Here is a 25,794-nt window from a genome sequence, read left to right as displayed (position 1 = left end):
TCGGTGCGGGCGGCCAGAGGGGGCAGAGCAGGGCGAAATGCGGGAGGGGGAGGGACCGGCAGTGATGCGCGACGCGGAGCTCGGCGCATGGAGCCTGTCAGCCGCCGACTTGGTCGTCGATACTTGCGAACACCCGCAGATCAAGGCGCACACAGCTCCCCTCGCAAGGCTCGATCGCCGCTCTTCTGTCAGCCCCTTTCGTTTTCCAGCAGCCGCCGTTGCTGGTTCTCTGCGCGCGATGCTGCGCGAGGAAGACGATTTCGGCCATGGCTTTGCGTTGGTTCCGGTGCTTCTGGCGCTCGGGGGCGCTTATCTGGTTTTCGCTGCCGGAGAACGTCGGACTTGCCAAACTCGCACCGCTGCTTTGCGTTTTCGGCATATCTACATTGCTATGCCGGGGGAAACTGCGTGCGTGGCGGCCGCTCCTGCTCGCGCCAGCAATCCTTGTCGCTGGCATGCTGCTTGCGGTGATCGAAACGCGCCGTGTCGACACGATCGTCCTTGATGGCCCGGTAACGACGAACCTGCGCGGCACCGTGCTCTCGCGCGAGCCGGACGACAAGGGGCGGTGGCGCTACCTGGTCGAGATCGTCGGCACCTCCGAGCCGAAGCTCCGCAGGCCGCCCGGGCAGGCGACGCTGGTGGCCCGCAGTCGCCACGAGCCCTTCGCCATCGGCGCGGCCATCGAAGGCAAGGTTCGTCTCTCGCCGCCGTCAGGACCGGCGCTGCCGGGCCTCAACGATTTCGCCTTCGGTGCCTATTTCAAGGGCGTGGGCGCCGTCGGCTTTTTCTACGGTGCGCCGCGCAGGCCGGCGGACGGCAACGGCGATCTGTCGCTCTTGTTGCAGATGGACGCCCGCCTTGCGGCTTTGCGCGAAGGGGTGGGCAATCGGATTCGGGCGGCAATCGGCGGCGACACCGGCGCCATCGCTGCCGCATTGGTGACCGGCGAGGAGCGTGCCATCAGCCGGGAAACGGTCGAGACGCTGCGGGCCGCCGGCCTTTCCCACGTCCTGGCGATTTCCGGGCTCAATATGGTGCTGGCGGCGGGCACCTTTCTCATCGGTGCACGAACCCTGCTGAGCCTGGTTCCCGGCCTGGCGGCGAAACGCCCGATCAAGAAATACGCGGCCACAGGCGCGCTCACCATGGTCTTCCTTTATATTCTAATTTCCGGCGGTGCAGTGTCGGCGCTCAGATCCTGGATCATGATCTCGATCATGCTTGTCGCCGTTCTTTTCGACCGAGTCTCGATCAGCCTGCGCAATGTCGCGCTTGCCGCTCTGATCATCATTGCGTGGTCGCCCTCGGCCGTTGCCGGTCCCGGTTTTCAGATGTCCTTTGCCGCGACGCTGGCGCTCGTGGCCGGCTACGCTCGCTGGCGCGACCATCGGCTGCGGAATGCAGAGGAAAGGAGCTCTCGGCGGAGCCTCGGCCAGGTTTCCGGTCCCGTCGTGGCCACGGTCGCGACGTCGCTCATCGGCGGGTTGGCCACTGCCGTCTATGCAGCAGCGCATTTCCAGCGGTTGCCCGCCTACGGACTGCTCGCCAATGTCCTGACGACACCGCTGATCGGCATTCTCATCATGCCCTTCGGACTCTTCGCTATGCTTCTCATGCCCTTCGGGCTCGAATATTACCCCTTGGTGGTCATGGGGCAGGGGCTGGATTGGATGCTTGCGGTCGCGCGCTATGTGGCGACACTCGACGGTGAGTGGGTCACTGGCCGCATCGGCCTCACAGGGTTCTTCCTGCTCGCATTCGGCGGCGTATTGCTCTGCGTGCTCAGAACCCGGCTCGCTTTCGCCGGCGCGGCGCTGATCGTCATGGGCGGGTTGTCCATGGCACTGGAACGCCAGGCAGAACTGCCCTCGATTGCGATCTCCGAAGACGGACAACTCGTCGGCCTGATCACCGGCGAGGCGATCGCCACCAACAAGGCGCGGCCACCCGAGTTCATCTTCTCGCAATGGCAACGGGCACTTGCCCTCGAAAGCCATATTGCCCCGGTCAACGCGTCCGCCGCAGGCCGCTTCTCCAAGGAGGGCGTCGACCGCCGAGCGCGGACCGTGCCAGGCCCTCAGCCTGCCGGCAGAATGGCGAGTGGGGACGCGGTGTCTTATCTGGTTGCGGCCAAGCGGGGCGCATTTACTTGTCGCAAGGGCGAGTGGTGCGTCGGTGTAAGCAGGGAAGGCTGGACAATTGCCGTGGTTGAAGCGCCGGACGCCTTTGCAGACCTGTGCGGCCGCGTCGACCTAGTGGTGGCCGCAACGAGGCGGGCGTTGCCGGCCTGTTCGTCGGGCAAGACGCTGCTCGTGACAGGCAGAACCTTGCGGCAGACCGGCGCGATCGAGGTTTATGCCGACGCGGCGCAGCCTCAGCGCATGCGCGTCGTGAGGTCGTTTCCATCGACGCAGAGACCGTGGGAGCAGCACCGCCGCTATGATTGGCGCAGCGACAGTTTTTCCTCCGAAGCGCCTGCATTCTAGATCCTGAGCCCAAGAGACGAGGGTCTGCAGCGCCGTTTGGCGTTGCCTCTCGATTATTCCTGATTATTCTACTCCAGTATTCTTGTCATCCGGACCGGCATTGCGTAAAGACCGTGCCGGCGAGGAATCCTGGCGCCTTCGGCCAGCGACCTCGATTGCCCGAAGCGCCGACGTCGATCGGAAGCGCACGAAATAGTGAGGAACGAGATGTCGAATCGGAGCCGGCCGACCCAGACCATGTTGCTGGCGGCGACACTTGCCATTTTCCTGTCCGGCCCATGCATGGGCGTAGCCCAGACAGCACCATCGGCGCCGGTCGGGGAGCAGACCGTTGCCCCGCTGCCGGAAGAGGCTGGAAGCAGCCCGGTCCCCGTAACTACGCCAGCGCCGGCCGAAGGTGACGCGGTCGCCGCCGGAGGCGCGCCAAATCTTCCGCACGACCTGTCGCCGGTCGGTATGTTCCTCGCCGCTGACGTGGTCGTCAAAAGCGTGATGATCGCGCTTGCCCTGGCCTCGGTGGCGACTTGGGCGATTTTCTTCGTGAAGACCCTGGAACTGGCCTTTGCGAAGGCGCGGATGAACCGCGCGGTTCGGGCGTTGATGGCCGCAAACGGTCTGGCAGAGCTGAAGCTTGACCGCAAGGCAGGTGCGGCGGGCGAAATGATCGCCGCCGCCGTCGATGAGATGTCCCGTTCCGAAGCGGTCCTGGATCAAGCGCCGGCGGCAGGCGTCAAGGAGCGCGTCGCCTCGCTGCTCTCCCGCATCGAAATCCGCGCCGGCAAGAGGATGAGCGCAGGCACCGGCGTTCTGGCTTCGATCGGCTCTGTCGGTCCCTTCGTGGGTCTGTTCGGCACGGTCTGGGGGATCATGAATTCCTTCATCGGCATCAGCAAGGCGCAGACGACCAATCTGGCAATTGTCGCGCCAGGCATCGCCGAAGCTCTGCTGGCGACCGCCATCGGGCTTGTCGCTGCCATTCCGGCAGTGGTGATCTACAACTACTTCGCCCGCTCGGTCGGCGGATACAAGCTCATCCTGGCGGATGCCGCCGCCGCGGTGGAACGGCTGGTGAGCCGCGATCTCGATCACCGCCACATCCGCAAGCCGCAGCCGCAGCCGCGCCGGCAGGAAGGCTACGGCCATGGTGCCGATGCGTCGATTGCCAGGATCGGGTGAGCGGACATGGCGGGACGGATATCCGAAGGCAGCGGCGACCTCGACGAGAACAGCGAGATCAACGTCACACCGTTCATCGACGTGATGCTGGTTCTCCTGATCATTTTCATGGTGGCTGCGCCGCTGGCGACGGTCGACATGAAGGTAGACTTGCCGCAATCGGTCGCCACGCCGACGCCGCGTGACGACAAGCCGGTGTTCGTGACCTTGAAGGCGGATCTCTCGCTGGCGATCGGCAATGAGGAGACGGCACGTGACGCCTTCGTGGCGGAGCTCGATCGAATCGCCAAGGGAAACAGGGAAACCCGCGTTCTGCTTCGCGCCGACCGGCTCGTCGACTATGGCGAGCTCATGAGCGTCATGAACCTTATACAGGGTGCAGGCTACGGGAAGATCGCCCTTGTCGGGCTCGAGGCCGCTCCCGGACGTTGACGATCCCCGTCGCACTGAACGCGCCAACCAATCGCATTCGAGCCGCCGGCCGTCGCGCCGGCGGCTTTCCTTTTTGCGGGCCGAATGCCGCGGTCGCTTGAAACCGGCGGTGCGGCGAATTATGAGCTTAGGCAAGAGGCTCTCACGCAGCCTGGCTAGATCGCGCGGGGTTCCGGGATGGCGGCGCCGCGCCCATTCGCACACGAGGCAGTATCATGAACTTCGAAGCAGCGCGCATTAAGATGGTGGACAATCAGATCCGGACGACGGATGTGACCTCCCATTCGGTTCTGACTGCCTTCCTCTCCGTGCCGCGCGAGGAATTCGTGCCGGCGAAGATGAAGGAACTCGCCTATATCGACACGGATATCGAGCTCGTCGGCGGCGCCACCCCGCGCTACCTCATGGAGCCGTCTCCGCTGGCAAAGCTGCTGCAGCTCGCCCAGATCACCAAAGCCGACAAGGTGCTCGAGATCGGTTCCGGGACGGGCTATGCTTCCTCGCTGCTGTCGCTGATCGCCGGCTCGGTCGTGGCGCTGGAGAGCGACGAGGCGTTGGCGGCCGCAGCGACTGAGACGCTGGCGCGGCTCGGCTATGGCAGTGTCAAGGTCGTGGGCGGCGATCTTAGCAAGGGGTATGCTGCCGAAGCGCCCTATGACGTGATCTTCATCAATGGTGCGGTCGAAACGATTCCCGCTTCCCTTTTTGAGCAGCTTCGCGACGGCGGCCGACTGGTCGCCGTGGAAGGGTTTGGTAACGCATCGCGTGCGAAACTCTATGTGCGAGAATCGGGCAGGACTTCCGAGCGATCCGATTTCAATACGTCCGTAAAGCCGCTGCCTGGGTTCAATCGCGAGCGGTCCTTTATTTTCTGAGGTGCCACTTATTGAGGCATCTCAGCACGCACATCTTTTGCTGAAATCTGCAATGTTGCCAATCGGCAACGTGTCATGTGTTTCTTTTTGAAATGCCCCCCTCGCATGCAGTGTACGGTTGTCGTAAGGTCGAATCCGGGGTTCAAAGTGGAACGATGTGGTGATTTGCCCGCCGAGGGGCGGCAGGGCGGATTGCCGCATGGGGATTGAACAGGCCGCCCATGGGGATTTGGTCTGCTGGAAATTGCCGGGTGCGTGCCGCCCGGCTGAACGGAGGGAAGATGGTGTCGATTGTCCGCAAAGCAGCCTTGTGGGCGGCTGTCTCGACCAGTGTATTGCTTGCGCCGCACGCCGTGCTCGCTGAGACGATCTTCGGGGCAATGGCCAAGGCCTATGCGAACAATCCGGATCTCAATGCGGCGCGCGCCGGCCTGCGCGCCACCGATGAGGGCGTTCCGATCGCCAAGTCCGGTTACCGCCCGCAGGTTTCTGCCTCTGCGACGGGGACGCTGACGCGCATCGATGCCGAAACCGGTAGGCGGGATACGCATGACGGGCAGGTCGGCATTTCGATCACCCAGACGATCTTCGACGGATTTCAGACCTTGAACAACGTCAGGGCGGCGCAGTCGGACGTCTTCTCCGGACGGGAGACACTGAAGGCCAACGAGATCCAGATTCTTCTGTCGGCTGCCCAGTCCTATGCGAATATCGCCCGCGACCAGCAGATTGTCTCCATCCGCCGTCAGAACCTCGCCTTCCTCCGCGAACAGTTGAACGCCGCCCAGGCGCGCCTCGATGTGGGCGAAGGCACTCGGACCGACGTGAGCCAGGCGGAAGCGGAACTCGCCAACGCGCAGTCGCTGCTCGTCGCTGCGGTTGCCCAATTGAAGCAGAGCGAAGCGGTCTATGTTCAGATCGTAGGCGCCGCCCCGACGGGTATCCGTCAGCCCCGTCCGGCAACGAAGGGCATGCCGAGATCTCTTGATCAGGCAGTTGCCACCGGCCTGCGGGAGAACCCGCAGATCCTCGCAGCGCAGTACAATGTCGATTCGGCGGGCTTCCAGGTAAAATCGGCCGAGGGCACGATGCTGCCGGGCGTCGTCCTCCAGGGATCGGTCACACGCAATACCGGCAATTCCGGCACGGGCATTGACGACACCACTGCGAGCGTCACCGCCCGTCTTGAAGTGCCGATCTACCAGGGGGGGGCCGAATACGGCCAGATTCGCCAGGCCAAGGAAGTTCTTGGCCAGCAGCGCATCCTCGTCGACTCCGCCCGCGCCTCGGTGCAGCAGACGGTTGTCTCCGCCCATGCGCAGCTCGAGTCCGCGCTTGCCCGGATCACCGCCAGCAGGTCGCAGATCTCGGCCGCGAATCTTGCTCTCGAAGGCGTCATCGAAGAACGCAAGGTCGGCCAGCGCACCACGCTCGATGTGCTCGATGCGCAGCAGGACGTTCTGGATGCGCAGGAATCGCTTGCCGCCGCTCAGCGCGATGCCGTCGTGGCGAGCTACGCCCTGCTTGCCGCCATGGGCAAGCTGACGGTCGCGGTTCAAGGCCTGCAAGTCGCCGAGTATCGCCCAGAACAGCACTACGAAGCCGTCAAGGACAAGTGGTTCGGCCTGCGTACCGTAGACGGACGCTAAAGTTTCCGCCGCATCGTTCTCCTTGAACCGCCTTCGGGTCAAGGAGAGGGCTGATGTCGCAAAGTAGTATGGCGTGCCGTGGGCGACCATCGCGCGCCATTTTCTTTCGCAACCTTTACACCTCCTTCAAAAAACAAATCTGTGCAAGAATTTCCTCAGCTGATTCGCGACATTTGTTTCGTTCGCGAACTCACATAAGGTTCGTTCGAAATCGGCACGCGGACCGCTTCTGAGACGCGCCTGTCCGCAGCAAACGAGGATTGAAATGGCACAGCTCAATGTCGCACGAGAACCTTCGATGGATGAGATCCTGGCATCCATTCGCAAGATCATCGAGAACAACGAGCCTGGTCTGGCCGGCGCCTCTGTACCGCAAACCTTCGAGGACGGCCCGGACGACGAGATCGAGCTGACGATCGACTCCGAAATCGATGCTGCGGCATTCGCTTCGTCCGAACACCACCTCCCGTCGCGCATCTCCCTGTCGGACGCCGAGCCGGCCAATGGCGGCGCGGGGACGGCAACGGCATCCGCTTCGTCGCCCCTTTCGCTTGCCGACGTCGCCGCGCGCGTGCGTGCGGCCTCCGAACGGCATGCGTCGCATTACGCTGCCAAGGAGGCCCCGATCCCCGAGCAGCCCAGTCTGGCAGAAAGAAGTCCGCCGGAAAAATCGGCAGTGGACAGCCCGCTGATCACATCACGGATGGCGGGTGTGTCGTTTTCGAAAGCGCCCTCGGCCGCTACCGAGCAGCTGCCCGAAAGCGCGTCGCCGCACAGCCTTGCCGAAGAGCCCGTGGCGATGGCGGCCGTCCCGCCGGCGCCGGCCCACTCCTCCGCTCCGGAGGTGGCCCAGAGAGGCGACAAGGAGGCCGGGGCGATCGTATCGCCCTCCGTCGGCCGACAGGTGGCGCGTGCTTTTGAAGATCTGGCCCACGCGGTGGACCACGGACCGCGGCGGTCTTTCGACGAGATCGCCGAGGCGATGCTCCGGCCAATGCTGCAGGGATGGCTCGACGACAATTTGCCGACGCTGGTCGAGCGATTGGTGCGCGAGGAGATCGAACGGGTCGCGCGCGGTCCCCGGCGCTAAAACCGTTGCGGAGCGCCTAGGAGGCGACGGAACCGCTTCTGCGCCTTCCGGTGCATCGAGCCGTTTCAGAAAAGCTGCTGGCGGACATCCTTGAGTTGACAGGTCAAAGCCGTGATCGTCGCGGCTTTTTCCCCGTTTGTGTTGACTTGGACGGGCCGTTCCGGTTTACAAACCCTGACATCACTCTCGAAAATCGGTCAAAGAATGCTCGACAAGACCTACGATTCTGCATCCGTCGATCCGCGTATCGCCAAGACGTGGGACGATGAAAACGCGTTTCGTGCCGGCGCCGGCGCAAAGCCGGACTCCGAAACCTTCTGCATCGTGATTCCGCCGCCGAACGTCACCGGCTCCCTGCACATGGGCCATGCGCTCAACAACACGCTCCAGGACATCATGGTCCGCTTCGAGCGCATGCGCGGCAAGGATGTCCTCTGGCAGCCGGGCATGGACCATGCCGGCATTGCCACGCAGATGGTCGTCGAGCGGAAGCTGATGGAGAGCCAACAGCATCGTCGGCAGATGGGACGTGAGGCCTTCATCGACAAGGTCTGGGAATGGAAAGCCGAATCTGGCGGATTGATTTTCAATCAGCTGAAGCGGCTCGGCGCCTCCTGCGACTGGTCGCGCGAGCGTTTCACCATGGACGAGGGACTCTCCGAAGCTGTCCTCGAAGTCTTCGTGACGCTCTATAAGGAGGGCCTCATATATCGAGATAAGCGGTTGGTGAATTGGGACCCGAAGTTGTTGACGGCGATTTCGGATCTCGAAGTCGAGCAGCATGAGGTCAACGGCCATCTCTGGTATCTGCGTTACCCGCTGGAACCTGGCGTGAACTATGAGTACCCGGTCGCGTTTGACGATGACGGAAGGGCCACCGAGTGGGAAACGAGGGACTACCTGGTCGTGGCGACCACGCGGCCGGAGACGATGCTCGGCGATAGCGGTGTCGCGGTCAATCCCGACGACGCCCGCTACAAATCGCTGATCGGCAAGCACGTGATCCTGCCCATCGTCGGACGCCGCATCCCGATCGTCGCCGACAGCTATGCCGATCCGACGGCCGGCACGGGTGCCGTTAAGATCACGCCTGCGCATGATTTCAACGATTTCGATGTCGGCAGGCGCGCGGGACTTCGAGCGATCAACATCATGACCGTAGAAGGTCGGATCACCATCAAGAACAACGAGGACTTTCTCGAGGGCCTCGATGAACCGGCGGCCCTGCATGGCGCCTGGGATCAACTCGAGGGTAAGGACCGGTTCGAGGCTCGAGGCATCATAGTTCGGATCTTCGAGGAGGCTGGGCTGCTCGACAAGATCGAGCCGCACAAGCACATGGTTCCCCACGGCGACCGCGGCGGCGTGCCGATCGAGCCGCGCCTTACCGAACAATGGTATGTCGACGCAAAGACGCTGGCGAAGCCCGCCATAGCCTCGGTCAGGGAAGGCCGCACGAGCTTCGTCCCGAAGAACTGGGAGAAGACCTATTTCGAGTGGATGGAGAACATCCAGCCCTGGTGCATCTCGCGTCAGCTCTGGTGGGGCCACCAGATCCCCGCCTGGTACGGTCCGGACGGCCAGGTTTTCGTCGAGAAGACCGAGGAAGAGGCGCTGCACGCGGCGATTCAGCATTACATCGCGCATGAAGGACCTATGAAGGCCTATGTCGAGGACCTGCTTGAAAACTTCAAACCGGGCGAAATCCTGACGCGCGACGAGGATGTGCTCGACACCTGGTTCTCGTCCGCCCTCTGGCCCTTCTCGACGCTCGGCTGGCCGAGTGAGACGCCGGAGCTCGAAAAATACTATCAGACCGACGTCCTGGTCACCGGCTTCGACATCATCTTCTTCTGGGTCGCTCGGATGATGATGATGGGCCTGCATTTCATGAAGGACGCCGACGGCACGCCGGTCGAGCCGTTCCACACCGTCTATGTCCACGCGCTGGTTCGCGACAAGAACGGGCAGAAGATGTCGAAGTCGAAGGGCAACGTCATCGACCCGCTCGAACTGATCGACGAGTACGGCGCCGATGCGCTGCGCTTCACGCTGGCGATCATGGCGGCCCAGGGGCGCGACGTGAAGCTCGATCCGGCCCGCATCGCCGGCTATCGCAACTTCGGCACCAAGCTCTGGAACGCCACGCGGTTTGCCGAGATGAATGGCGCGACGAGCAGCGAGGGCTTCATCCCGGAAGCCGCCTCGCTGACGGTTAACCGCTGGATTCTGACCGAACTTTCGCGCACGATTCGCGATGTCACCGAGGCGATCGAGGGATATCGCTTCAATGACGCGGCGGGAAGTCTCTACCGCTTCATATGGAACCAGTTCTGCGACTGGTATCTCGAACTTTTGAAGCCGGTCTTCGGCGGCGAGGACGAGACAGCCAAGCGCGAATCGCAGGCCTGCGTCGCCTACGTTCTGGACGAGACCTACAAGCTCTTGCATCCGTTCATGCCCTTCATGACGGAGGAGCTCTGGGAAAAGACCGGCGGTCCGGGGCGCGAGCGCGCGACGCTGCTCTGCCACGCCGAATGGCCGGCGGCCTTCTACGCGGACGATCTCGCCGCGGACGAAATCAATTGGCTGATCGATCTCGTCTCCGGCATTCGTTCGGTCCGGGCGGAAATGAACGTCCCGCCGGCCGCGATGGCACCGCTGGTCGTCGTCGGCGCCAAGGGTTTGACGAGCGAGCGGCTCGACCGGCACGGCCCGGCGATCAAGCGGTTGGCGCGGGTGGAGAGCATCGAGCACGCGGCGGTGGCGCCGCGTGGCAGCGCACAGATCGTGATCGGCGAGGCGACGGCCTGCCTGCCGCTCGGCAGCCTCGTCGATCTGGCGGCAGAAAAATTGCGCCTCGAGAAGGCAATTGCCAAGGTCGAGTCCGAGCGCGAGAGGATCCTCGGCAAGTTGGCCAACGAAAAATTCGTCGCCAATGCGAAGCCGGAATTGGTCGAAGCGGAGCGGGAACGCTTGGCCGAACTCAACCTGCAGAAGGACTCGCTCGGCGTTGCACTAAGCCGCGTGTCGGAAGCGGGTTAATCCAGTCCCAGCTTGGATATGAGAGTCCGCGGCAGAAATGCAGCGGACTTTTTCGTATCGAGGCAACTTCGAATCAGTTTCCCCGTTGGTCGATCAAGCTCCGAATTACACGCGCGGGTTTTGTAGCGGCGTTTTCCCGCGGACAGCCGGCGGGTTGTTTTGCAAAAAGCAATGTTGTTGTCGTGACGTCACACATTGCTGGATTGTTGGAAAAAATTTCTAATATGAGCGAAGACCATACTGGTGGTGAGTAATAATTTTTTTGTTCCTCGGAATATGGCCGAATCATGAAATTCTTACGTAAATTTGATGACTGAATTCGTCGGCTTTAGCCCTCCGACCGCGAATTGCCAATCACGGCATCGTGACGAATAGTCAGCCCAAGTGCGGCGGCGCGAGGTCAAACGCCGCATTGATTGAAATGCAGGGGAGGAGCTGAATGGCTCGAAATAAACTGAAGAAGAGCATTCTCGCAGCGGTCGCCGGAGTGCTCGTCGCGTCGGCTGCGCAGGCTGGGGGGCTCGAGCGCAGCGGTTACAATATCGATCTCTTGTTCGATCCATCGGATTACGCGGCGGAAGCGACGGCGACTTTTGTTACTCCGCAACGTGAACTGAAGAATGTTGTTGATACGAATACCGCGGATACAAACCCGTTGACGGGAGAGTTCGGCGGCGGCGATCTCAGTGGTCGCCCCAATAGAGCGGATGACACAGAAGGCTATTGGGCGCCCCGTGTCGGTTTTAAGGCTGCTTTGGGTGACAGTGTTGACTGTATGGCGGACTACTCGCAGCCTTGGGGCGCCCACACCAATCCAGGCCAGAATTGGGCTGGAGCGAACAACAACATAGAAACGAAAGTGGAGAGTGATAACTACGCGGTGACATGCTCCTACAAATGGGACATGGGACCGGGGTTCATGCGCATCATTGGTGGTGTCTTCTATCAGGAGGTGGGAGGCTTCAAAGAGCGCCTGGTGCAGGATTACACGGGCACTGCACTTGACGGTCTCTTCTCGGGTGTCGGGCGGCTTGAACTTGAAGGCCACGGTTGGGGTTGGCGGACCGGCGCAGCGTACGAGATTCCCGAATATGCGATGCGCGCAAGCCTCGTTTACAACAGTGCCGTTGATCTCGACAACCTCTCAGGTTTCATTGACTTGCGTCAGCTCGGCTTCATCGTACCCGGCGTCGGCCTAGTGACTGGCACCAAGTATGACGTCAGCGGCACGGCCTCGATGCCCGATTCGTTGGAATTGAAGGTACAAACCGGCATTGCTCCAGGTTGGCTTGCTTTCGGCTCGGTCAAGTGGACCGATTGGAGCCAATTGCAGGTGGTCAGATTCTGCCCTGCAACTGTGACGGCCGTCACGCCGTGCACTAGCCTTGATTTGCTCTACCGGGACGGCTGGACGGTTACCGGCGGCATTGGCCACAAGTTCAATGACCAGTGGAGCGGGGCCGTAAGCCTAACCTGGGATCGCGGCACGAGCCATGGTTATGGTGCACAGACCGATACCTGGTTGCTTGGAACAGGCGTTACCTACGCGCCTACTCAGAACGTCGAATTTCGTTTGGCGGGTAGCGTGGGAATAATGACGAGCGGTAGCTCGGGGGAGGTAACCTATCAAGGTGAAACGATTGGCGACGACGTTTCCTACGATTTCGACAACGACTTCGTCGGCGCGATCTCCACATCGCTAAAAGTCAGGTTCTGATCTCCATCGATCAGCGTCTCAAGGCCCGGTTCTGCCGGGCCTTTCTTTTGTGAGAAGCGATCACTTCGGCCACTGCTTATAAGCAATCGCGAATGTGACGATTCAGCAACACATTTATTACTATGCTTTGCTAGTATCCGCCCCGTGTCGAGTATGTCCATTTCCCGCCACAAAATGGGAGCAGCGATAATAGCGACAAACGTGCGAGTGCTGTGTTTGCGTTTGAGGTGAACTGAGTTTGTGTGCCGCCATGACATCCCTTAGCAATTGGCGCTTGGCGCGTGGTCGGGCCGATATCGATCGCGACGGCGCTGACGCGCGCGGCAACCGAACGAGCCGTCGGGCGTTGACACGGCAGAACGCTCAAGCGGCACGGGGCCGGGAAATGGTCGATGTGCCTGGTGATTGGGTCGGCGTAGCCGGCTGGGACGGAAGAAGCTGATTGTGATGCGCGCGGGTGAACTAAAGTCGCTGAAAATGGCCGTGCTGGGCATGTCCCTGGCGGTTGGCGCTACCGCTGCAGGGCCGGCGCGAGCCTTCGATCCGTCCGCGGGCGTGACAAAGGAATCGGGTCCGTTCGCGCTCTTCAAGTTCGGCTTCTCCGCCTATAAGAGCGGTCGCAAGGACGAGGCGGTGGAAGCCTACCGCTATGCCGCCGAGAAGGGCCATACGGGGTCGCGCTGGGCGCTTGCCAACATGTATGCCTATGGCGACGGGGTCGCGGAAAACGATCTCGAAGCGTTCAAGATCTACAGCGAGATCGCCCAACAGGGCGTCGAGCCGGGTTCCGAGGATACCGGCTATTTCGTCAACGCCCTGATCGCGCTTGCCGGCTATTACCGGCGCGGTATTCCGGACAGCCCGGTCCAGGCGGACCTGCCGCAGGCGCGGCAGCTCTATTTCCAGGCGGCATCGACCTTCGGCATCGCCGAGGCGCAGTTCCAGCTGGCGCGGATGCTGCTTTCGGGCGAGGGCGGCACCGTCAATGTTCAGCAGGCCAAGAAATGGCTGAACCGGGCGCGCAAGAACGGCCATGCCGGCGCCATGGGGGTCTTTGGAAACGTCATCTTCCAGGAAGGCCAGACGGTGCGCGGCCTCGCCTATATGACGGCGGCGCTCGATCAGTGTTCGCCGAAGGACAGGCCGTGGCTCCAGTCCATGCAGGAGCAGGCCTTCTCGCTTGCGACCGAGGACGACCGCCGCGTAGCGATCGCCATGGCCCAAAACATGCATCCCCAGGCCGACGAATAAATCGACCCGGCGTCAAGCGAGGCCGGAGCCTCGCCTTCGCTTCTCGCTCATCCCCTTATAATGCGAATTCGGCAGCCACAGGCACGTGGTCGGACGGCTTTTCCCAGGCGCGGACATGCTTTTCGATCGATGTCGAAACCAGCTTATCGGCGGCCTCGGGTGACAGCATCAGGTGGTCGATGCGGATACCGAAATTCTTCTGCCAGCAGCCTGCCTGATAATCCCAGAACGAATAAAGCGGCACTTCATCCGTCGTCGCGCGCACGGCGTCAGTGAGGCCGAGATTGCGCAGCCGCCGGAAGGCCGAACGTGTCTCGGGCAGGAACAGCGCGTCGTTGCGCCAGACATTCACGTCCCAGCAGTCGTGGGCCTCGGGAATGACGTTGTAGTCGCCGGCGAGGATCAGCGGCTCTTCGAGCAGCAGCCTCTCCTTCGCGAAGGACGTGAGCCGCTGCATCCATCCGAGCTTGTAGGGATATTTCTCCGTGCCGACCGGATTGCCATTCGGCAGGTAGAGGCAGCAGACGCGAATCGATCCGCCTGCAACGGAAAAGACGCCCTCGATGAAGCGTGACTGCTCGTCGGAATCGTCGCCGGGCAGACCGCGGTTGACTTCGTCCGGCCGCAGCTTGGAAAGCAGCGCCACGCCGTTGAACCCTTTCTGCCCGTGGGTTTCGATGTGGTAGCCGAGCGCCTCGATCTCCTCCCGCGGGAAGGCATCGTCGACCGACTTGATCTCCTGCAGGCAGGCGATGTCCGGGTTCGATGCCTTGAGCCAGGAAACGAGACCGTCGAACCGCGCCTTGACGCCGTTGATGTTCCAGGTGGCGATCTTCATGGGCCGCATCTGCCTTTCTTTTGTCGAGTCGTTTTAGCGGCTGCGGTTTCTTTTGACAAATCCCCAGCGAGAGGCGGAATTGCCGCTAAGAGGCCCATTTCCTTGCGCGTTCGCTGAAGGAAATCCAGCCGTCGGTGGCGGAATTGATTCCTCATTCGGTCCGTCTATAGTCCCGCGCATGATCGCGTTCATCGAGAACTATTGGCCGCATTTCCTGGCGCTCCTGTCCTTCGCGCTGGGGGTGCCGGCGATCATTCATGCGGCGATGACGAAGGACGATGTCCGCGCCGCGGCCGGCTGGGTCGGCGTCGTTCTCCTCTCTCCGGTCATCGGCGCGGCCATCTATGCGGTAGCCGGCATCAACCGCATTCGCCGATCCTCGATCGGCCTGCAGCGCTCGCTCCTGCGCGCGAGCGGCCCGGACCCGTTTCTCGGTTCCGACGTCACGGATGAAAACGTGGCAGTCCGATTCGGGCAGCGATTCGCGGCGATGAAAATTCTCGGCGATCGCGTATCACGTTTCTCCATGTCGACCGGGAACCACATCACCACGCTGGAGGGCGGCGACGAGGTCTATGGGGCAATGCTCGAGGCGATCGCCGGCGCTCGCCGCAGCATCCTCTTCGAAAGCTATATCTTCGATCGCGACCAGATCGGGCTTCGCTTTGCCGATGCGCTGATCGCCGCGGTCAAGCGCGGCGTCAGTGTGCGGGTCCTGATCGACGCGGTCGGCGCCCGCTATTCGGTGCCGAGCATCGTCGGCTATCTCCAGGAGGGAGGCGTCACGACGGCCGTCTTCAACGGCAACATCATCATCGGCCTGCGGCTGCCCTATGCCAATCTCAGAACCCACCGGAAGATCGTCGTCGTCGACGGCGGGGTCGCCTTCACCGGCGGCATGAACATTCGCGCCGGCTTCACTACCGAGGTCGCCGGGATCGCCGCTTCCTACGACACGCATTTCCGCGTCGCCGGGCCGATCGTCGCCGACATCTTCCAGGTGGCGGCCGAAGACTGGCAATTCTCGAGCGGAGAGCTGCTGTCGGGCGAAGCCTGGCGGCTGGCGGATCTGGAGGAGCGGGGCGATGTGCCGTCGGTGCTGATGCGCGCCGTGCCCTCGGGACCCGACAGCACCAACGAGACCAACCACAAGATGCTGATGGGCGCCTTCTCGATTGCGCGTCGGCACATCCGGGTGATGTCGCCCTATTTCCTGCCGGATAGGGAGCTCATCAGCGCGCTGGTGACGGCTGCGCGACGAGGCGTCGAAGTCGACATCATCGTGCCGGCGGTTAACAATCTGACGCTCGTGGACCGCGCCATGACGGCGCAATTCGACCAGGTGCTCGAAGGCCATTGTCGCGTGTGGCGGGCGAAGGGAAGCTTCAACCATTCGAAATTGATCGTCGTCGACGGCCATTGGGCCTATGTCGGATCGAGCAATCTCGATCCGCGCTCGCTGCGGCTGAATTTCGAATTCGACCTCGAGATTCTCGATGACGCCTTTGCGCAGGCGATCAGCGAGAAATTCTGCGCTGTGCGCGAGATGGCCGCCGAGGTGACGCTCGCGAGCCTTGAAGCCGAGCCCATGCTCAACCGGCTTGCGAACCGCCTGCTCTGGCTGGGCTCACCCTATCTGTAGAGGCAGTGGGAAGAGGCTAGACGGAGAAGCTTGTTCCGCAGCCGCAACTTGCAACGGCATTCGGATTCTTGATCTGGAACGACTGGCCGAGCAGGTTGTCGACGAAGTCGATTTCCGAACCGCCCATATAGACGAGCGAGAGGCTGTCGATCAGCACTTTCGCATTGCCCTTCTCGAGAACCAGATCGTCGTCGTTTTCCTTCTCCACCAGGTCGAACTTGTAAGAAAAGCCTGAACAGCCGCCGCCTTCCACGGAGACTCGCATCGCCGTCTTGTCGTGCTCGGTCTGGAGTATGGCGGCGATGCGCCGGGCGGCCGCATCCGAAAGCGTCACTGTATCCTGCATCATGTCTGGCCTCCTGCCGGGGTCAAGAACCGGAGAGATTCGTTTGCAACCTGGCGCTACAATTGCTGGGCTCGAGAGGCAAGCCACCGGGATCAGCGGTGATTGATCAGCTATTCCCTCGTCGCTTTCCTGCAACGCATACTATAGGTATGAAGGCTTGAATGTCCCGTCAATGGGACGGCATCACAGGTGTGAAATGGCATTCGACAGACAGGCGCTCGGCTTCGGTTATGGTGAGCACGCGATCTTTGCTTCCAATCCCTGGGCATCACGCGGCCGGCTCTATCCCGAAGCTTCTAGTCCGACGCGTTCCGATTTTCAACGCGACCGCGACCGCATCGTCCACACGACCGCCTTCCGTCGCCTGAAGCACAAGACCCAAGTGTTCATTGCCGCCGACGGCGATCACTACCGCACCCGGCTGACGCACACGATCGAAGTCGCGCAGATCGCCCGCGCCCTGGCTCGGGCCTTGAAGCTCGACGAGGACCTGGCCGAGGGGGTGGCGCTGGTCCACGACTTCGGCCATACGCCCTTCGGCCATACCGGCGAGGATGCGCTGCATGAGGTGCTGAAACCCTATGGCGGCTTCGACCACAATGCGCAGTCGCTGCGCATCGTGACCAAGCTCGAGCGCCGCTACGCGGAATTTGACGGCCTGAATCTGACCTGGGAGAGCCTCGAAGGACTGGTCAAGCACAATGGACCGCTGATGACGCCGGAAGGCGAGGGCATCCGCGGACCGGTGCCGCAGCCGATCCTGGATTATTGCGCCGTCCATGATCTCGAATTGGCAAGTTTCGCAAGCCTCGAAGCCCAGGTCGCAGCGATCGCCGACGATATCGCCTATAATACCCATGACATCGACGATGGATTGCGAGCAGGGTACTTGACGCTCGACATGCTGGAGGAGGTGCCGTTCCTTGCCCGCCTGATGCGCGACGTGCACGACCGCTATCCCGGCCTGGACGATGGCCGCTTCACCCACGAGATCATGCGCCGGCAGATCACCGCAATGGTCGAGGACGTCATCGGCGTCGCCCAGGCGCGTCTGCGCGAAGTTCGACCCGAGAGCGCGAGCGACGTGCGCAAGGCCGGCAGGGTTATCGCCATGTTCTCCGAGGAGATGAGCGAGACCGACCGGCAGATCAAGAACCTGCTGATGACACGCATCTATCGCCACCCGGAGGTGATGCGCGTGCGGCAGGCGGCGGCATCGATCGTCACCGATCTCTATCGGGCGTTCATGGCCGACCCGCTGTTGATGAAGGAACACTACTGGATCGACCAGATCGCCGGGATGGCCGAGCCGGCCCGCGCGCGCCATGTGGGAGACTATCTCGCCGGCATGACCGATACCTTCGCGATCAGCGTGCACCGGCGCTTGTTTGACCACACGCCGGATTTGCGGTAGTGACGCGCCGCGCGGAGGCTGCAGGTTCCCTACGGACCCGGCCTCCTTTTTGAGTTTTGCGCCATTCTCCAGTTGGACTGGGAAAGAGCGGATGGATCAGATGAACCTTTTCACAGACTTCGAATCAAGAGTTAAAAACATTCTGGAATCGCTTGATATCGTTCGTGAAAAGCGATCAGAGATCGATTTCGGACGGGTCAATGTGGAGCCGCCGCGTGACCTCAGCCACGGTGACGTGGCGACGAACGCGGCAATGGTCCTCGCAAAGTCGCTGGGCACGAACCCGCGCGCCCTTGCCGATCTCATCGTCGACAAGTTGCGCCAGGATCCGGAGGTCGCCGACGTGTCCGTTGCCGGGCCCGGGTTCATCAATGTCCGGTTGTCGGTCTCCTATTGGCAGAAGCTTCTTTCGGCGATGGTGCGGGCGGGCACGGATTTCGGACGCAGCACTATCGGTGCCGGGCGGAAGGTGAACGTCGAATATGTTTCGGCGAACCCGACCGGGCCGATGCATGTCGGCCATTGCCGCGGCGCCGTCGTCGGCGATGCCCTGGCGAACCTTCTCGCCTTCGCCGGCTACGACGTCACCAAGGAATACTACATCAACGACGCCGGCTCGCAGATCGACGTGCTCGCCCGCTCGGCCTTTCTGCGCTACCGGCAGGCGCTCGGCGAAGAGATCGGCGAAATACCGCCGGGGCTTTACCCCGGCGATTACCTCGTACAGGTCGGCGAGGCGCTTGCCGACGAATTCGGCACGAGCCTCAGGATCATGCCGGAAGACAAGTGGATGCCGCTCGTCAAGGAGCGCGTCATCGACGCGATGATGGCGATGATCCGTGAGGACCTGGCCGCGCTCAACGTCAACCACGACGTCTTCTTCTCCGAACGGATGCTGCACGACAATGGCGCAGCGCGGATTCGCACCGCGATCAACGACCTGACCTTCAAGGGACATGTCTACAAGGGCACGCTGCCGCCGCCGAAGGGCCAATTGCCCGAGGATTGGGAGGACCGCGAGCAGACGCTGTTCCGTTCCACCGAAGTGGGCGACGACATCGACAGGCCGCTCATCAAGTCGGACGGCAGCTATACTTACTTCGCCGCCGACGTTGCTTATTTCAAGGACAAGTTCGACCGTGGGTTCCACGAGATGATCTACGTCCTCGGGGCCGACCACGGCGGCTACGTCAAGCGCCTGGAAGCCTTGGCGCGGGCGATATCCGAGGGGACGGCGAAGCTGACTGTATTGCTGTGCCAGCTGGTCAAGCTTTATCGGAACGGCGAGCCGGTGAAGATGTCGAAGCGCTCGGGCGACTTCGTGACGCTAAGGGACGTGGTCGATGAAGTCGGTCGGGACCCGGTCCGGTTCATGATGCTCTACCGGAAGAATTCGGAGCCGCTAGACTTCGACTTTGCCAAGGTGACGGAACAGTCGAAGGACAACCCGGTCTTTTACGTTCAGTATGCGCATGCACGCTGCTGCTCGGTGTTCCGCCAGGCGAAAGAAGCTTTCCCGGATCTCGACTTGCCTTCGATCGATCTTGCCGGCGCAGTTATCGGAGCGATCGTCGATCCTGCCGAATTGCAGCTCGTCGCCAAGCTCGCAGAATATCCTCGCGTCGTCGAGGCCGCAGCACTCTCGCAGGAGCCTCATCGAATCGCTTTTTACCTGTATGATCTTGCTGCAGCCTTCCACGCTCTCTGGAACAAAGGTAAAGAAAATCCGGAATTACGTTTTGTTAACGATAAGAACAGAGAATTAAGCATTGCCAGACTCGGGCTGGTGCATGCTGTCGCCTCGGTATTGAGGTCGGGTCTGTCCGTTACGGGCACCTCGGCGCCGGAAGAGATGCGGTAAGTAGTGTCACCATTTCCCCACAATGCGCTGGCAATTCAACGCAGGCAGTTGTGAGTGGAAACTATGGCAGACAAACAATTCGCACGAAGCGGGCCGGCAGAATTCGACAAATTGGCCGATGATGATCCGTTGAGCGAACTTGCCCGCATTGTCGGTTACGATGCTCGGCCAGCAGTTCAGCAACTGCAGGAGTTGCAGCGACACCAGGAGACGATCCGGCGCGATCCGGCCTTCGATCTCGAAGACGAGCTGCTGCGCGCATTCGACAGCTATGACGCCCCGCGCGCGGCACCGGTGCACCCCGATAGCGGGCTTGTCGAGCATCCGGCCGCGACTGCGGCGGGCTCGCCTGAGCCTGTGCTGGAAAGCCGAGAGCCGGAAAGCCAAGCGCCGCTCATGGAGCCGTCGGCGCCGGCCGTAGAACGCGCTGCAGAACTCTCCGGCGAGCCGGTAGCGTTTTCTCCAGAAGAAGATCAGGTGCCGAGCGATCGCGAGGCGGATGTCTTTGTGACGCAGGACGTCGATTCCGCCGTCGATCTGGAACGCGAACTCGAACTGTCGCTCGGCTATGAAGATCTGTCGGCCGAGGCCGCGCCCGTTGGCGACGGCATGCAGCCGGTCCAGCAGCCCGAAACCCCGGACCTCCCGGTATTCGAAGACTGGCAGGAGCCGCTTGCCTCCAGGCTCGCTGCGGCCGGCAAGGCTGCCGAACGCGCCCATATCGCGGAACCGGTTTACCTGGATATGGCGGAGCCCGAACAGCCGCAGGAGGCAGCGGTCACCGAGGCGGTTGCTGCGCATGTGTCGCCGGCCCTGCCGCCCGAACCGGCGGCTCCCGAGCCCGTGGATCGGCTGCTCGCCGATGTGGAGCGCTTTCCGATAATACCGATCGTCCCGGCTGCAGCCGTTGCGGCCGCATCGGTTGCCGCGCAGCCGGCGCCCGATGTTTCCGCGCCTGTCGCAAAGAAGAACACTTACCCCTTTACGCCGATGTTCAGCCGCGCGACGCCCGTCGCGTCGGCAGCCGGTGCATCTCAGCAGCGCGCCTACGCCACTCCGATCCCGGCGCCTGCCGCCGTTCAGGCGCCGGCTCCGGCCGTCGCCCCTGAGGCGCCCGCCGTGCGGGAAGCGGAGTTCGCGCAAAACGTAGCGCCGCAGGCCGAGTCCGAGCCGAGCTTCGATCTCGATGATTTCGAGCTGGAACTCGCCGACATTGCGCTGGACATGGATCTGTTGAAAGACGATGCGCCGAAGGCAGCTGCGGAAGCGCCTCCGGCCGTGGGACATCCTGCGCTGGTGGAGTCGGAGGCTCAGCCGTTCCTGCAGGCGCTTGCTCCGGTGAACGCGCCGAAGGCAGTTGCCGAAGCGCCTCCGGTCGCAGGGCATCCTGCGCTGGTGGAGCCGGCGGCTCAGCCGTTCCTGCAGGCACTTGCTCCGGTGAGCGCGCCGGAACTGCGTCGCGAACAGGCGCCGGTGCCAGCAGTGGATCAAGCCCCCGGGGTTGCTGAGGCCGTAGAAACGTCATCGGAAAGTCCGCTGCCTTTCGATCCCGCCATGATCGGTGAGATGGAAAGCGGCGTCGCGCCGATCGCCGATCTCGATGTCCCGCAGCTTCCGTCGCTGGAAGCCGAAGAGAAACCGGTTTCCTATCCTGGCGATTTCGACCTCGATATCGACGCGGAAATGGCACAGCTCTTCAATACGCCGGCGCCGGCTGCAAAGAGCGGACGCTCGAGCCAGGCCGACGCCGCGCCCGCAGCGCGCGCCGGATCGGCGGGCAATGGCGGCGCGCCGCTCGCGTCGCTCGACGACTTCGAGGAATTCGAGAAGGCGATGGAAGAGGACTTCCAGCGTTCCATGTCGGAGCGCCGCAGCGCCGCGCAGGACACCGAGCGGCTGGCGGCGATGCCGCGGGCCGAGAGCGACGATTTCGCCGAACAGGGCTATGGCCGCCGCTCGCAGCGCACGATGCTGCTGGCTGCAAGCGTGGCCGGTGTCATAATCCTCGGCGGCGCTGCCGTCTACGCCTGGATGGGCGGAAGCAGTGCCGTCCTGTCCGGCGACGGCCCCAGGATCATCCTAGCCGACAAGGACCCGGTCAAGATCGTCCCGGAGCAGAAGGGCGGCAAGACCGTTCCGAACCAGGACAAGGCGGTCTACGACCGGGTGGCCGGCGACCAGGGCACCGCTCCGCGCCAGGAGGCTCTGGTCTCCTCGACGGAAGAACCGATGGACGTGGTGCAGAGAACGCTGACGCCGGAATCCCTGCCGCTTGAAGGCAGTGAAAACGGGGACGCCTTGCCTGGCGTATCTCCGCCGGAAGAGGAAGAAGTCGCGCGTCTGGCGCCTGATGCATCTGCGGACAATGCCGCTGCCGAAGAGGAAGCTGCCCCGGCTGTGGCGCCGCGCAAGGTGCGGACCATGATCGTCAAGCCGGACGGCACGCTCGTTCCCCGTGACGAGCCGACCGAAAGCGCCAGCGCGGCTACGGCTGCTGCTCAGCCCATTCCCGCCGATGCTTCGGCGGAGGCGGGCGCCTCCGGGTCTGAGGGCAAGGCAGCGGTCGCGGTGGCGGCAGCCGAGCTGCGCGCCGCCGAAGAACCTGCCGCGCCGGCCGGGAAGGTCGCGCTTGCGGCACCGAGTGAGCCGGCCGGGAACGAGGTCGCGCCCGTCCGCAGCGTCAAGACGACGGCCGTCGGCAGCGAGCCGACCCCATCGGCGAAACCCGCCGCAGAAGCCCCTGCGGCTGCAGCGCCGGAAGCTAAGCCGGCCACGGAAACGGCGGCTGCACAGCCCGCCGCGCCGCTCGCGACCGCATCCGTTCCGGCCGGCAGCTACGTCGTCCAGATTGCCTCGCTGCCCTCCGAGGCCGAGGCGCAGAAGAGCTACAACAATCTCTCGGCCAAGTTCGCGAGCGTCATCGGCGGCCGCGGAGTGGATATTCGCAAGGCGGAGATTGCCGGCAAGGGTACCTATTACCGCGTCAGGATACCGGCTGGTTCGCGGGAAGAGGCCAATGCCCTTTGCTCGCGCTACAAGAGCGCCGGCGGAAGCTGCCTCGTGACGAAGTAGCCGCGAAGGCTTGAAAGAAATTAGGCGGGCGCGGCAGTAATGCCGCGCCCGTTTCGTTACGCGCGATGCGCTTGCCTGTGCATGGAGGCGCCGGCAGGCGCTTTGCGGCTTCGCGGTTCGGTCGCGGGCCATTATGATCGGCATATGAGCGAATCAAAGGCATTCATCTCGGGCTGCAAAGGCCTTTCCCTCACGGCAGAAGAGCGCAGCTTCTTCGCCGGCGAGCGCCCTTGGGGCTTCATTCTCTTCGGTCGCAACATCGGCGAGAAAGATCAGATCTGCGATCTCGTCGCGGCCCTGCGCGACAGCGTCGGCAATCCGAAAGCACCGGTCCTCATCGACCAGGAGGGCGGCCGCGTCCAGCGCATTCGCCCGCCGCTCGCGCAGCAATATCCGAGCGGTGCAGCCATCGGCGAGATCTACCGGCGCGACGTTGAAATGGGGCTGCGTGCCGCGTGGCTGCTCGGCCGTCTGCATGCCTTCGATCTCATGCGGCTCGGCATCACGGTCGACTGCCTGCCGGTTCTCGACGTGCCGGTGCCCGGCAGCCATGACGTCATCGGCAACCGCGCCTATGGCCACGATGCGGCGATTGTGACGGCGATCGGCCGTGCCGTCGGCGAAGGCCTGAAAGCGGGCGGCATGCTGCCGGTGATGAAGCACATGCCGGGCCATGGCCGCACCTTCGTGGATTCGCACCACAACCTGCCGGTGGTCGACGCCTCGTTGGACGAACTGAAGCGTGTCGATTTCCAGCCATTCTCCGCCATGAGGGACGAGGTGATGGCGATGTCGGCGCATATGGTGTTCACGGCGATCGACCCCGACAATCCGGCAACCACCTCTTCCAAGGTCGTGCGGGAGATCATCCGCGGCTATATCGGCTTCGACGGCCTGTTGATGTCCGACGACGTTTCCATGAACGCACTTGCTGGCGATATGACCACCCGCGCCCGGGGGATTGTCGACGCAGGGCTCGATCTCGTCTTGCATTGCCACGGCATTATGGAAGAAATGAAGGCGGTCGCCTATGTCGTCCCGGTTCTGTCGGGAGACCGGCTGCGCCGCGCGAAGGCTGCCGAGGCCGCCTTCCGACAGCCTGACGGTTCGGACGAAGACATATTGCGAGCGGAGTTCAATGCGATGTTCTCGCTCGTCTAGGGCATTCTGCTGTCGAGGAGATATGTCGAAGGCAGAAAAGACTCCCTGGATTCAACGCGATAGAGAGTTCTTTTGTGCGTTCGCATGAAGGTGGGGCGCTCTAGTTGGTAAACGCGGCTACGCTGCGTCGAAAGGGCATGGGATCGATGGGGTCTGACGAAAGGCAGGGGCAACTTGTGGCAAAGGCGCCGATGGAGCCTTTGTGGCAGGGCGAGTCTGCCGATCACGGCTTGCACGAGGAAGAACTCGTCGTCGACATTGGCGGCTTCGAGGGCCCGCTCGACCTGCTTCTCCATCTTGCCCGCAGCCAGCGCGTCGATCTTTCGCGAATCTCCGTTCTTGCGCTTGCCGAGCAGTATATCGCCTTCATCGAGCGGGCGCGCTCGATCCGCATCGAACTTGCCGCCGATTACCTGGTGATGGCGGCATGGCTTGCCTATCTGAAGTCGCGCCTGCTGATTCCCCAGCAGTCGAAGGACGAGGGCCCCTCGGGCGAGGAAATGGCGTCCGCCCTGGCTTTTCGGCTGAAGCGTCTCGAGGCGATGCGCGATGCCGCGACGCGGCTGGTCAACCGCAACAGGCTGGGCCGAGACGTCTTCGGACGCGGTGCGCCTGAGCACCTCGTATCGGAACGAAAGTCCGGCTACGACGCTTCGCTCTACGACTTGCTGACGGCCTACGCTACGCTCCGCCAACGGCAGGCGATAACCCAGGTGACGATCGAGAAGCGCCATGTCTGGTCGCTTGCCGATGCGCGCCTCATCATCGCCCGGATGGTCGGCAGCCTCGAAGACTGGACCGCGCTCGATCATTTCCTCATCCGCTACATGACGGGCCCGAAGGAGCGTGCAACGGCGATCGCAAGTTCTTTTGCCGCGTCGCTCGAGCTGGTGCGGGAGGGACGGTTGGAAATCCGGCAGGAGGCCGCTTTCGCACCGATCTACCTAAGGCGAGGGCCGAAGCCGATCGATGCCGCGACCCTTGCGGAAATGGAGGCAGCGCGTGGCTGAGGCGCAAAAATTCCTGCCCGGACTACCCGACGACGAGGATGAGCTCGAGGTGTTCATCGATCCAGGGCTGGCGGAGGAGGCGGAGCGGATCGCCGAAGCGCTCGTCTTCGCATCGGCGCAGCCAATCTCCGAGAGCTATATCGCCAGCCGGATACCCCGTGGTGTCGATGTCGGCCGTGTCATGGCACGGCTGAAAGCGTCCTATGCGAGCCGCGGCGTCAATCTCGTTCAGGTCGCCGACCACTGGGCGTTCCGCACCGCGGCCGATCTCTCCTTCGTCGTGCAAACTGACGAGCAGGAGATCAAGAAGCTCTCGCGCGCCGCGCTCGAAGTCCTGGCCATTATCGCCTATCACCAGCCGGTGACGCGTGCGGAGATCGAGGACATCCGCGGCGTTCAGACCTCCAAAGGCACGCTCGATGTACTGATGGAGGCGGGCTGGGTGCGGTTTCGCGGCCGAAGACGCACGCCGGGGCGGCCGGTCACATTCGGAACGACGCGGGATTTCCTCGATCACTTCGGGCTGGAAGAAATCCGCGATCTCCCGGGCATCGAGGAATTGAAGGGCGCCGGTCTCCTGTCCGGTCGGGTTCCCTCCAACCTGCATATCCCGGTCCCTGTCGGTGAGGACGAACTTTCAGACAATGAGGATCTCATCACCCAGATGGACCTCGAGGAACTGGGCCTCTTGACTCCGAAGGCTGAAGGGGACGATTAGGAATCCTG

18 protein-coding genes and 1 pseudogene are annotated in these 25,794 nt (G+C 62.6%); 16 read left to right on the top strand and 3 right to left on the bottom strand.

What is annotated here, in order from left to right:
* Window positions 1-97: 97 nt before the first annotated feature.
* Complete coding sequence (locus tag CO664_RS31165) at window positions 98-268, bottom strand: hypothetical protein (protein ID WP_234820174.1); 171 nt, start codon at window positions 266-268, stop codon at window positions 98-100.
* On the opposite strand from CO664_RS31165, the pseudogene CO664_RS09270 reads away from it, so the two are divergent.
* The 9 genes and pseudogenes from CO664_RS09270 (at window position 239) to exoR (ending at window position 13,724) form a co-directional block, all read left to right on the top strand.
* Window positions 239-2,489: pseudogene (locus CO664_RS09270) on the top strand (ComEC/Rec2 family competence protein). The gene CO664_RS31165 and the pseudogene CO664_RS09270 overlap by 30 nt on opposite strands.
* A gap of 207 nt (window positions 2,490-2,696) precedes the next feature.
* Complete coding sequence (exbB, locus tag CO664_RS09265) at window positions 2,697-3,665, top strand: tonB-system energizer ExbB (RefSeq protein WP_097538495.1); 969 nt, start codon at window positions 2,697-2,699, stop codon at window positions 3,663-3,665.
* 6 nt (window positions 3,666-3,671) lie between these two features.
* Entirely contained in the window at window positions 3,672-4,097 is a 426-nt protein-coding gene (gene exbD / locus CO664_RS09260; protein WP_097526823.1) for a TonB system transport protein ExbD, read from the top strand.
* Between the two features lie 215 nt (window positions 4,098-4,312).
* On the top strand, window positions 4,313-4,972 hold the full coding sequence (locus tag CO664_RS09255; RefSeq protein WP_097538494.1) for a protein-L-isoaspartate O-methyltransferase: 660 nt from the start codon (window positions 4,313-4,315) through the stop codon (window positions 4,970-4,972).
* Window positions 4,973-5,253: 281 nt separating this feature from the next.
* A complete protein-coding gene (tolC, locus tag CO664_RS09250) occupies window positions 5,254-6,621 on the top strand; it encodes an outer membrane channel protein TolC (protein ID WP_037384553.1) in 1,368 nt (455 codons plus the stop codon).
* 265 nt (window positions 6,622-6,886) lie between these two features.
* On the top strand, window positions 6,887-7,711 hold the full coding sequence (locus tag CO664_RS09245; RefSeq protein ID WP_097538493.1) for a PopZ family protein: 825 nt from the start codon (window positions 6,887-6,889) through the stop codon (window positions 7,709-7,711).
* A gap of 204 nt (window positions 7,712-7,915) precedes the next feature.
* Window positions 7,916-10,756, top strand: a complete 2,841-nt coding sequence (locus CO664_RS09240) for a valine--tRNA ligase (protein WP_097538492.1) — start codon at window positions 7,916-7,918, stop codon at window positions 10,754-10,756.
* A 439-nt stretch (window positions 10,757-11,195) separates the two neighbouring features.
* Window positions 11,196-12,473, top strand: a complete 1,278-nt coding sequence (locus CO664_RS09235; RefSeq protein WP_097538491.1) for an OmpP1/FadL family transporter — start codon at window positions 11,196-11,198, stop codon at window positions 12,471-12,473.
* 447 nt (window positions 12,474-12,920) lie between these two features.
* Window positions 12,921-13,724 (top strand): exopolysaccharide production regulator ExoR, encoded by an 804-nt coding sequence (exoR, locus tag CO664_RS09230; RefSeq protein ID WP_037422955.1) that lies wholly within the window; start codon window positions 12,921-12,923, stop codon window positions 13,722-13,724.
* A gap of 55 nt (window positions 13,725-13,779) precedes the next feature.
* On the opposite strand, the gene xth is transcribed toward exoR, so the two are convergent.
* On the bottom strand, window positions 13,780-14,562 hold the full coding sequence (gene xth / locus CO664_RS09225) for an exodeoxyribonuclease III (protein WP_097538490.1): 783 nt from the start codon (window positions 14,560-14,562) through the stop codon (window positions 13,780-13,782).
* A 178-nt stretch (window positions 14,563-14,740) separates the two neighbouring features.
* On the opposite strand from xth, the gene CO664_RS09220 reads away from it, so the two are divergent.
* Complete coding sequence (locus tag CO664_RS09220; RefSeq protein ID WP_097538489.1) at window positions 14,741-16,204, top strand: phosphatidylserine/phosphatidylglycerophosphate/cardiolipin synthase family protein; 1,464 nt, start codon at window positions 14,741-14,743, stop codon at window positions 16,202-16,204.
* Between the two features lie 16 nt (window positions 16,205-16,220).
* On the opposite strand, the gene erpA is transcribed toward CO664_RS09220, so the two are convergent.
* Window positions 16,221-16,553 carry an iron-sulfur cluster insertion protein ErpA gene (erpA, locus tag CO664_RS09215; protein ID WP_176536521.1) on the bottom strand — a complete coding sequence of 111 codons (333 nt, stop codon included), beginning with the start codon at window positions 16,551-16,553 and terminating at the stop codon, window positions 16,221-16,223.
* Between the two features lie 193 nt (window positions 16,554-16,746).
* Here erpA and CO664_RS09210 point away from each other — a divergent pair, with 193 nt between their 5' ends.
* The 6 genes from CO664_RS09210 to scpB all read left to right on the top strand — a co-directional run bounded on the left by CO664_RS09210 (window position 16,747) and on the right by scpB (window position 25,786).
* Window positions 16,747-17,964 (top strand): deoxyguanosinetriphosphate triphosphohydrolase, encoded by a 1,218-nt coding sequence (locus CO664_RS09210; RefSeq protein ID WP_097538488.1) that lies wholly within the window; start codon window positions 16,747-16,749, stop codon window positions 17,962-17,964.
* 100 nt (window positions 17,965-18,064) lie between these two features.
* Window positions 18,065-19,825, top strand: a complete 1,761-nt coding sequence (gene argS, locus CO664_RS09205) for an arginine--tRNA ligase (protein WP_097538630.1) — start codon at window positions 18,065-18,067, stop codon at window positions 19,823-19,825.
* A gap of 63 nt (window positions 19,826-19,888) precedes the next feature.
* Window positions 19,889-22,897, top strand: coding sequence for an SPOR domain-containing protein (locus CO664_RS09200; RefSeq protein WP_097538487.1), 3,009 nt, complete (start codon window positions 19,889-19,891; stop codon window positions 22,895-22,897).
* A gap of 144 nt (window positions 22,898-23,041) precedes the next feature.
* A complete protein-coding gene (nagZ, locus tag CO664_RS09195; RefSeq protein WP_097538629.1) occupies window positions 23,042-24,058 on the top strand; it encodes a beta-N-acetylhexosaminidase in 1,017 nt (338 codons plus the stop codon).
* A 146-nt stretch (window positions 24,059-24,204) separates the two neighbouring features.
* Complete coding sequence (locus tag CO664_RS09190; RefSeq protein ID WP_176536520.1) at window positions 24,205-25,068, top strand: ScpA family protein; 864 nt, start codon at window positions 24,205-24,207, stop codon at window positions 25,066-25,068.
* The gene (gene scpB, locus CO664_RS09185) at window positions 25,061-25,786 is read left to right on the top strand and encodes an SMC-Scp complex subunit ScpB (protein ID WP_097538485.1); all 726 of its coding nucleotides are present in this window, start codon (window positions 25,061-25,063) and stop codon (window positions 25,784-25,786) included. The genes CO664_RS09190 and scpB overlap by 8 nt, the downstream gene beginning before the upstream one ends.
* Window positions 25,787-25,794 lie beyond the last annotated feature (8 nt).

Source organism: Sinorhizobium sp. NG07B, assembly GCF_002532005.1.
GTDB lineage: Bacteria > Pseudomonadota > Alphaproteobacteria > Rhizobiales > Rhizobiaceae > Sinorhizobium > Sinorhizobium fredii_C.
Note: the sequence above shows the minus strand (reverse complement) of the source record. Positions and strands in the feature narration are given on the sequence as shown.

What these genes read in the sequence shown, in the direction of transcription:
- CO664_RS31165 (WP_234820174.1), bottom strand. Translation starts at nt 268, where the DNA reads ATGGCCGAAATCGTCTTCCTCGCGCAGCATCGCGCGCAGAGAACCAGC.
- exbB (WP_097538495.1), top strand. Translation starts at nt 2,697, where the DNA reads ATGTCGAATCGGAGCCGGCCGACCCAGACCATGTTGCTGGCGGCGACA.
- exbD (WP_097526823.1), top strand. Translation starts at nt 3,672, where the DNA reads ATGGCGGGACGGATATCCGAAGGCAGCGGCGACCTCGACGAGAACAGC.
- CO664_RS09255 (WP_097538494.1), top strand. Translation starts at nt 4,313, where the DNA reads ATGAACTTCGAAGCAGCGCGCATTAAGATGGTGGACAATCAGATCCGG.
- tolC (WP_037384553.1), top strand. Translation starts at nt 5,254, where the DNA reads ATGGTGTCGATTGTCCGCAAAGCAGCCTTGTGGGCGGCTGTCTCGACC.
- CO664_RS09245 (WP_097538493.1), top strand. Translation starts at nt 6,887, where the DNA reads ATGGCACAGCTCAATGTCGCACGAGAACCTTCGATGGATGAGATCCTG.
- CO664_RS09240 (WP_097538492.1), top strand. Translation starts at nt 7,916, where the DNA reads ATGCTCGACAAGACCTACGATTCTGCATCCGTCGATCCGCGTATCGCC.
- CO664_RS09235 (WP_097538491.1), top strand. Translation starts at nt 11,196, where the DNA reads ATGGCTCGAAATAAACTGAAGAAGAGCATTCTCGCAGCGGTCGCCGGA.
- exoR (WP_037422955.1), top strand. Translation starts at nt 12,921, where the DNA reads ATGCGCGCGGGTGAACTAAAGTCGCTGAAAATGGCCGTGCTGGGCATG.
- xth (WP_097538490.1), bottom strand. Translation starts at nt 14,562, where the DNA reads ATGAAGATCGCCACCTGGAACATCAACGGCGTCAAGGCGCGGTTCGAC.
- CO664_RS09220 (WP_097538489.1), top strand. Translation starts at nt 14,741, where the DNA reads ATGATCGCGTTCATCGAGAACTATTGGCCGCATTTCCTGGCGCTCCTG.
- erpA (WP_176536521.1), bottom strand. Translation starts at nt 16,553, where the DNA reads ATGATGCAGGATACAGTGACGCTTTCGGATGCGGCCGCCCGGCGCATC.
- CO664_RS09210 (WP_097538488.1), top strand. Translation starts at nt 16,747, where the DNA reads ATGGCATTCGACAGACAGGCGCTCGGCTTCGGTTATGGTGAGCACGCG.
- argS (WP_097538630.1), top strand. Translation starts at nt 18,065, where the DNA reads ATGAACCTTTTCACAGACTTCGAATCAAGAGTTAAAAACATTCTGGAA.
- CO664_RS09200 (WP_097538487.1), top strand. Translation starts at nt 19,889, where the DNA reads ATGGCAGACAAACAATTCGCACGAAGCGGGCCGGCAGAATTCGACAAA.
- nagZ (WP_097538629.1), top strand. Translation starts at nt 23,042, where the DNA reads ATGAGCGAATCAAAGGCATTCATCTCGGGCTGCAAAGGCCTTTCCCTC.
- CO664_RS09190 (WP_176536520.1), top strand. Translation starts at nt 24,205, where the DNA reads ATGGGGTCTGACGAAAGGCAGGGGCAACTTGTGGCAAAGGCGCCGATG.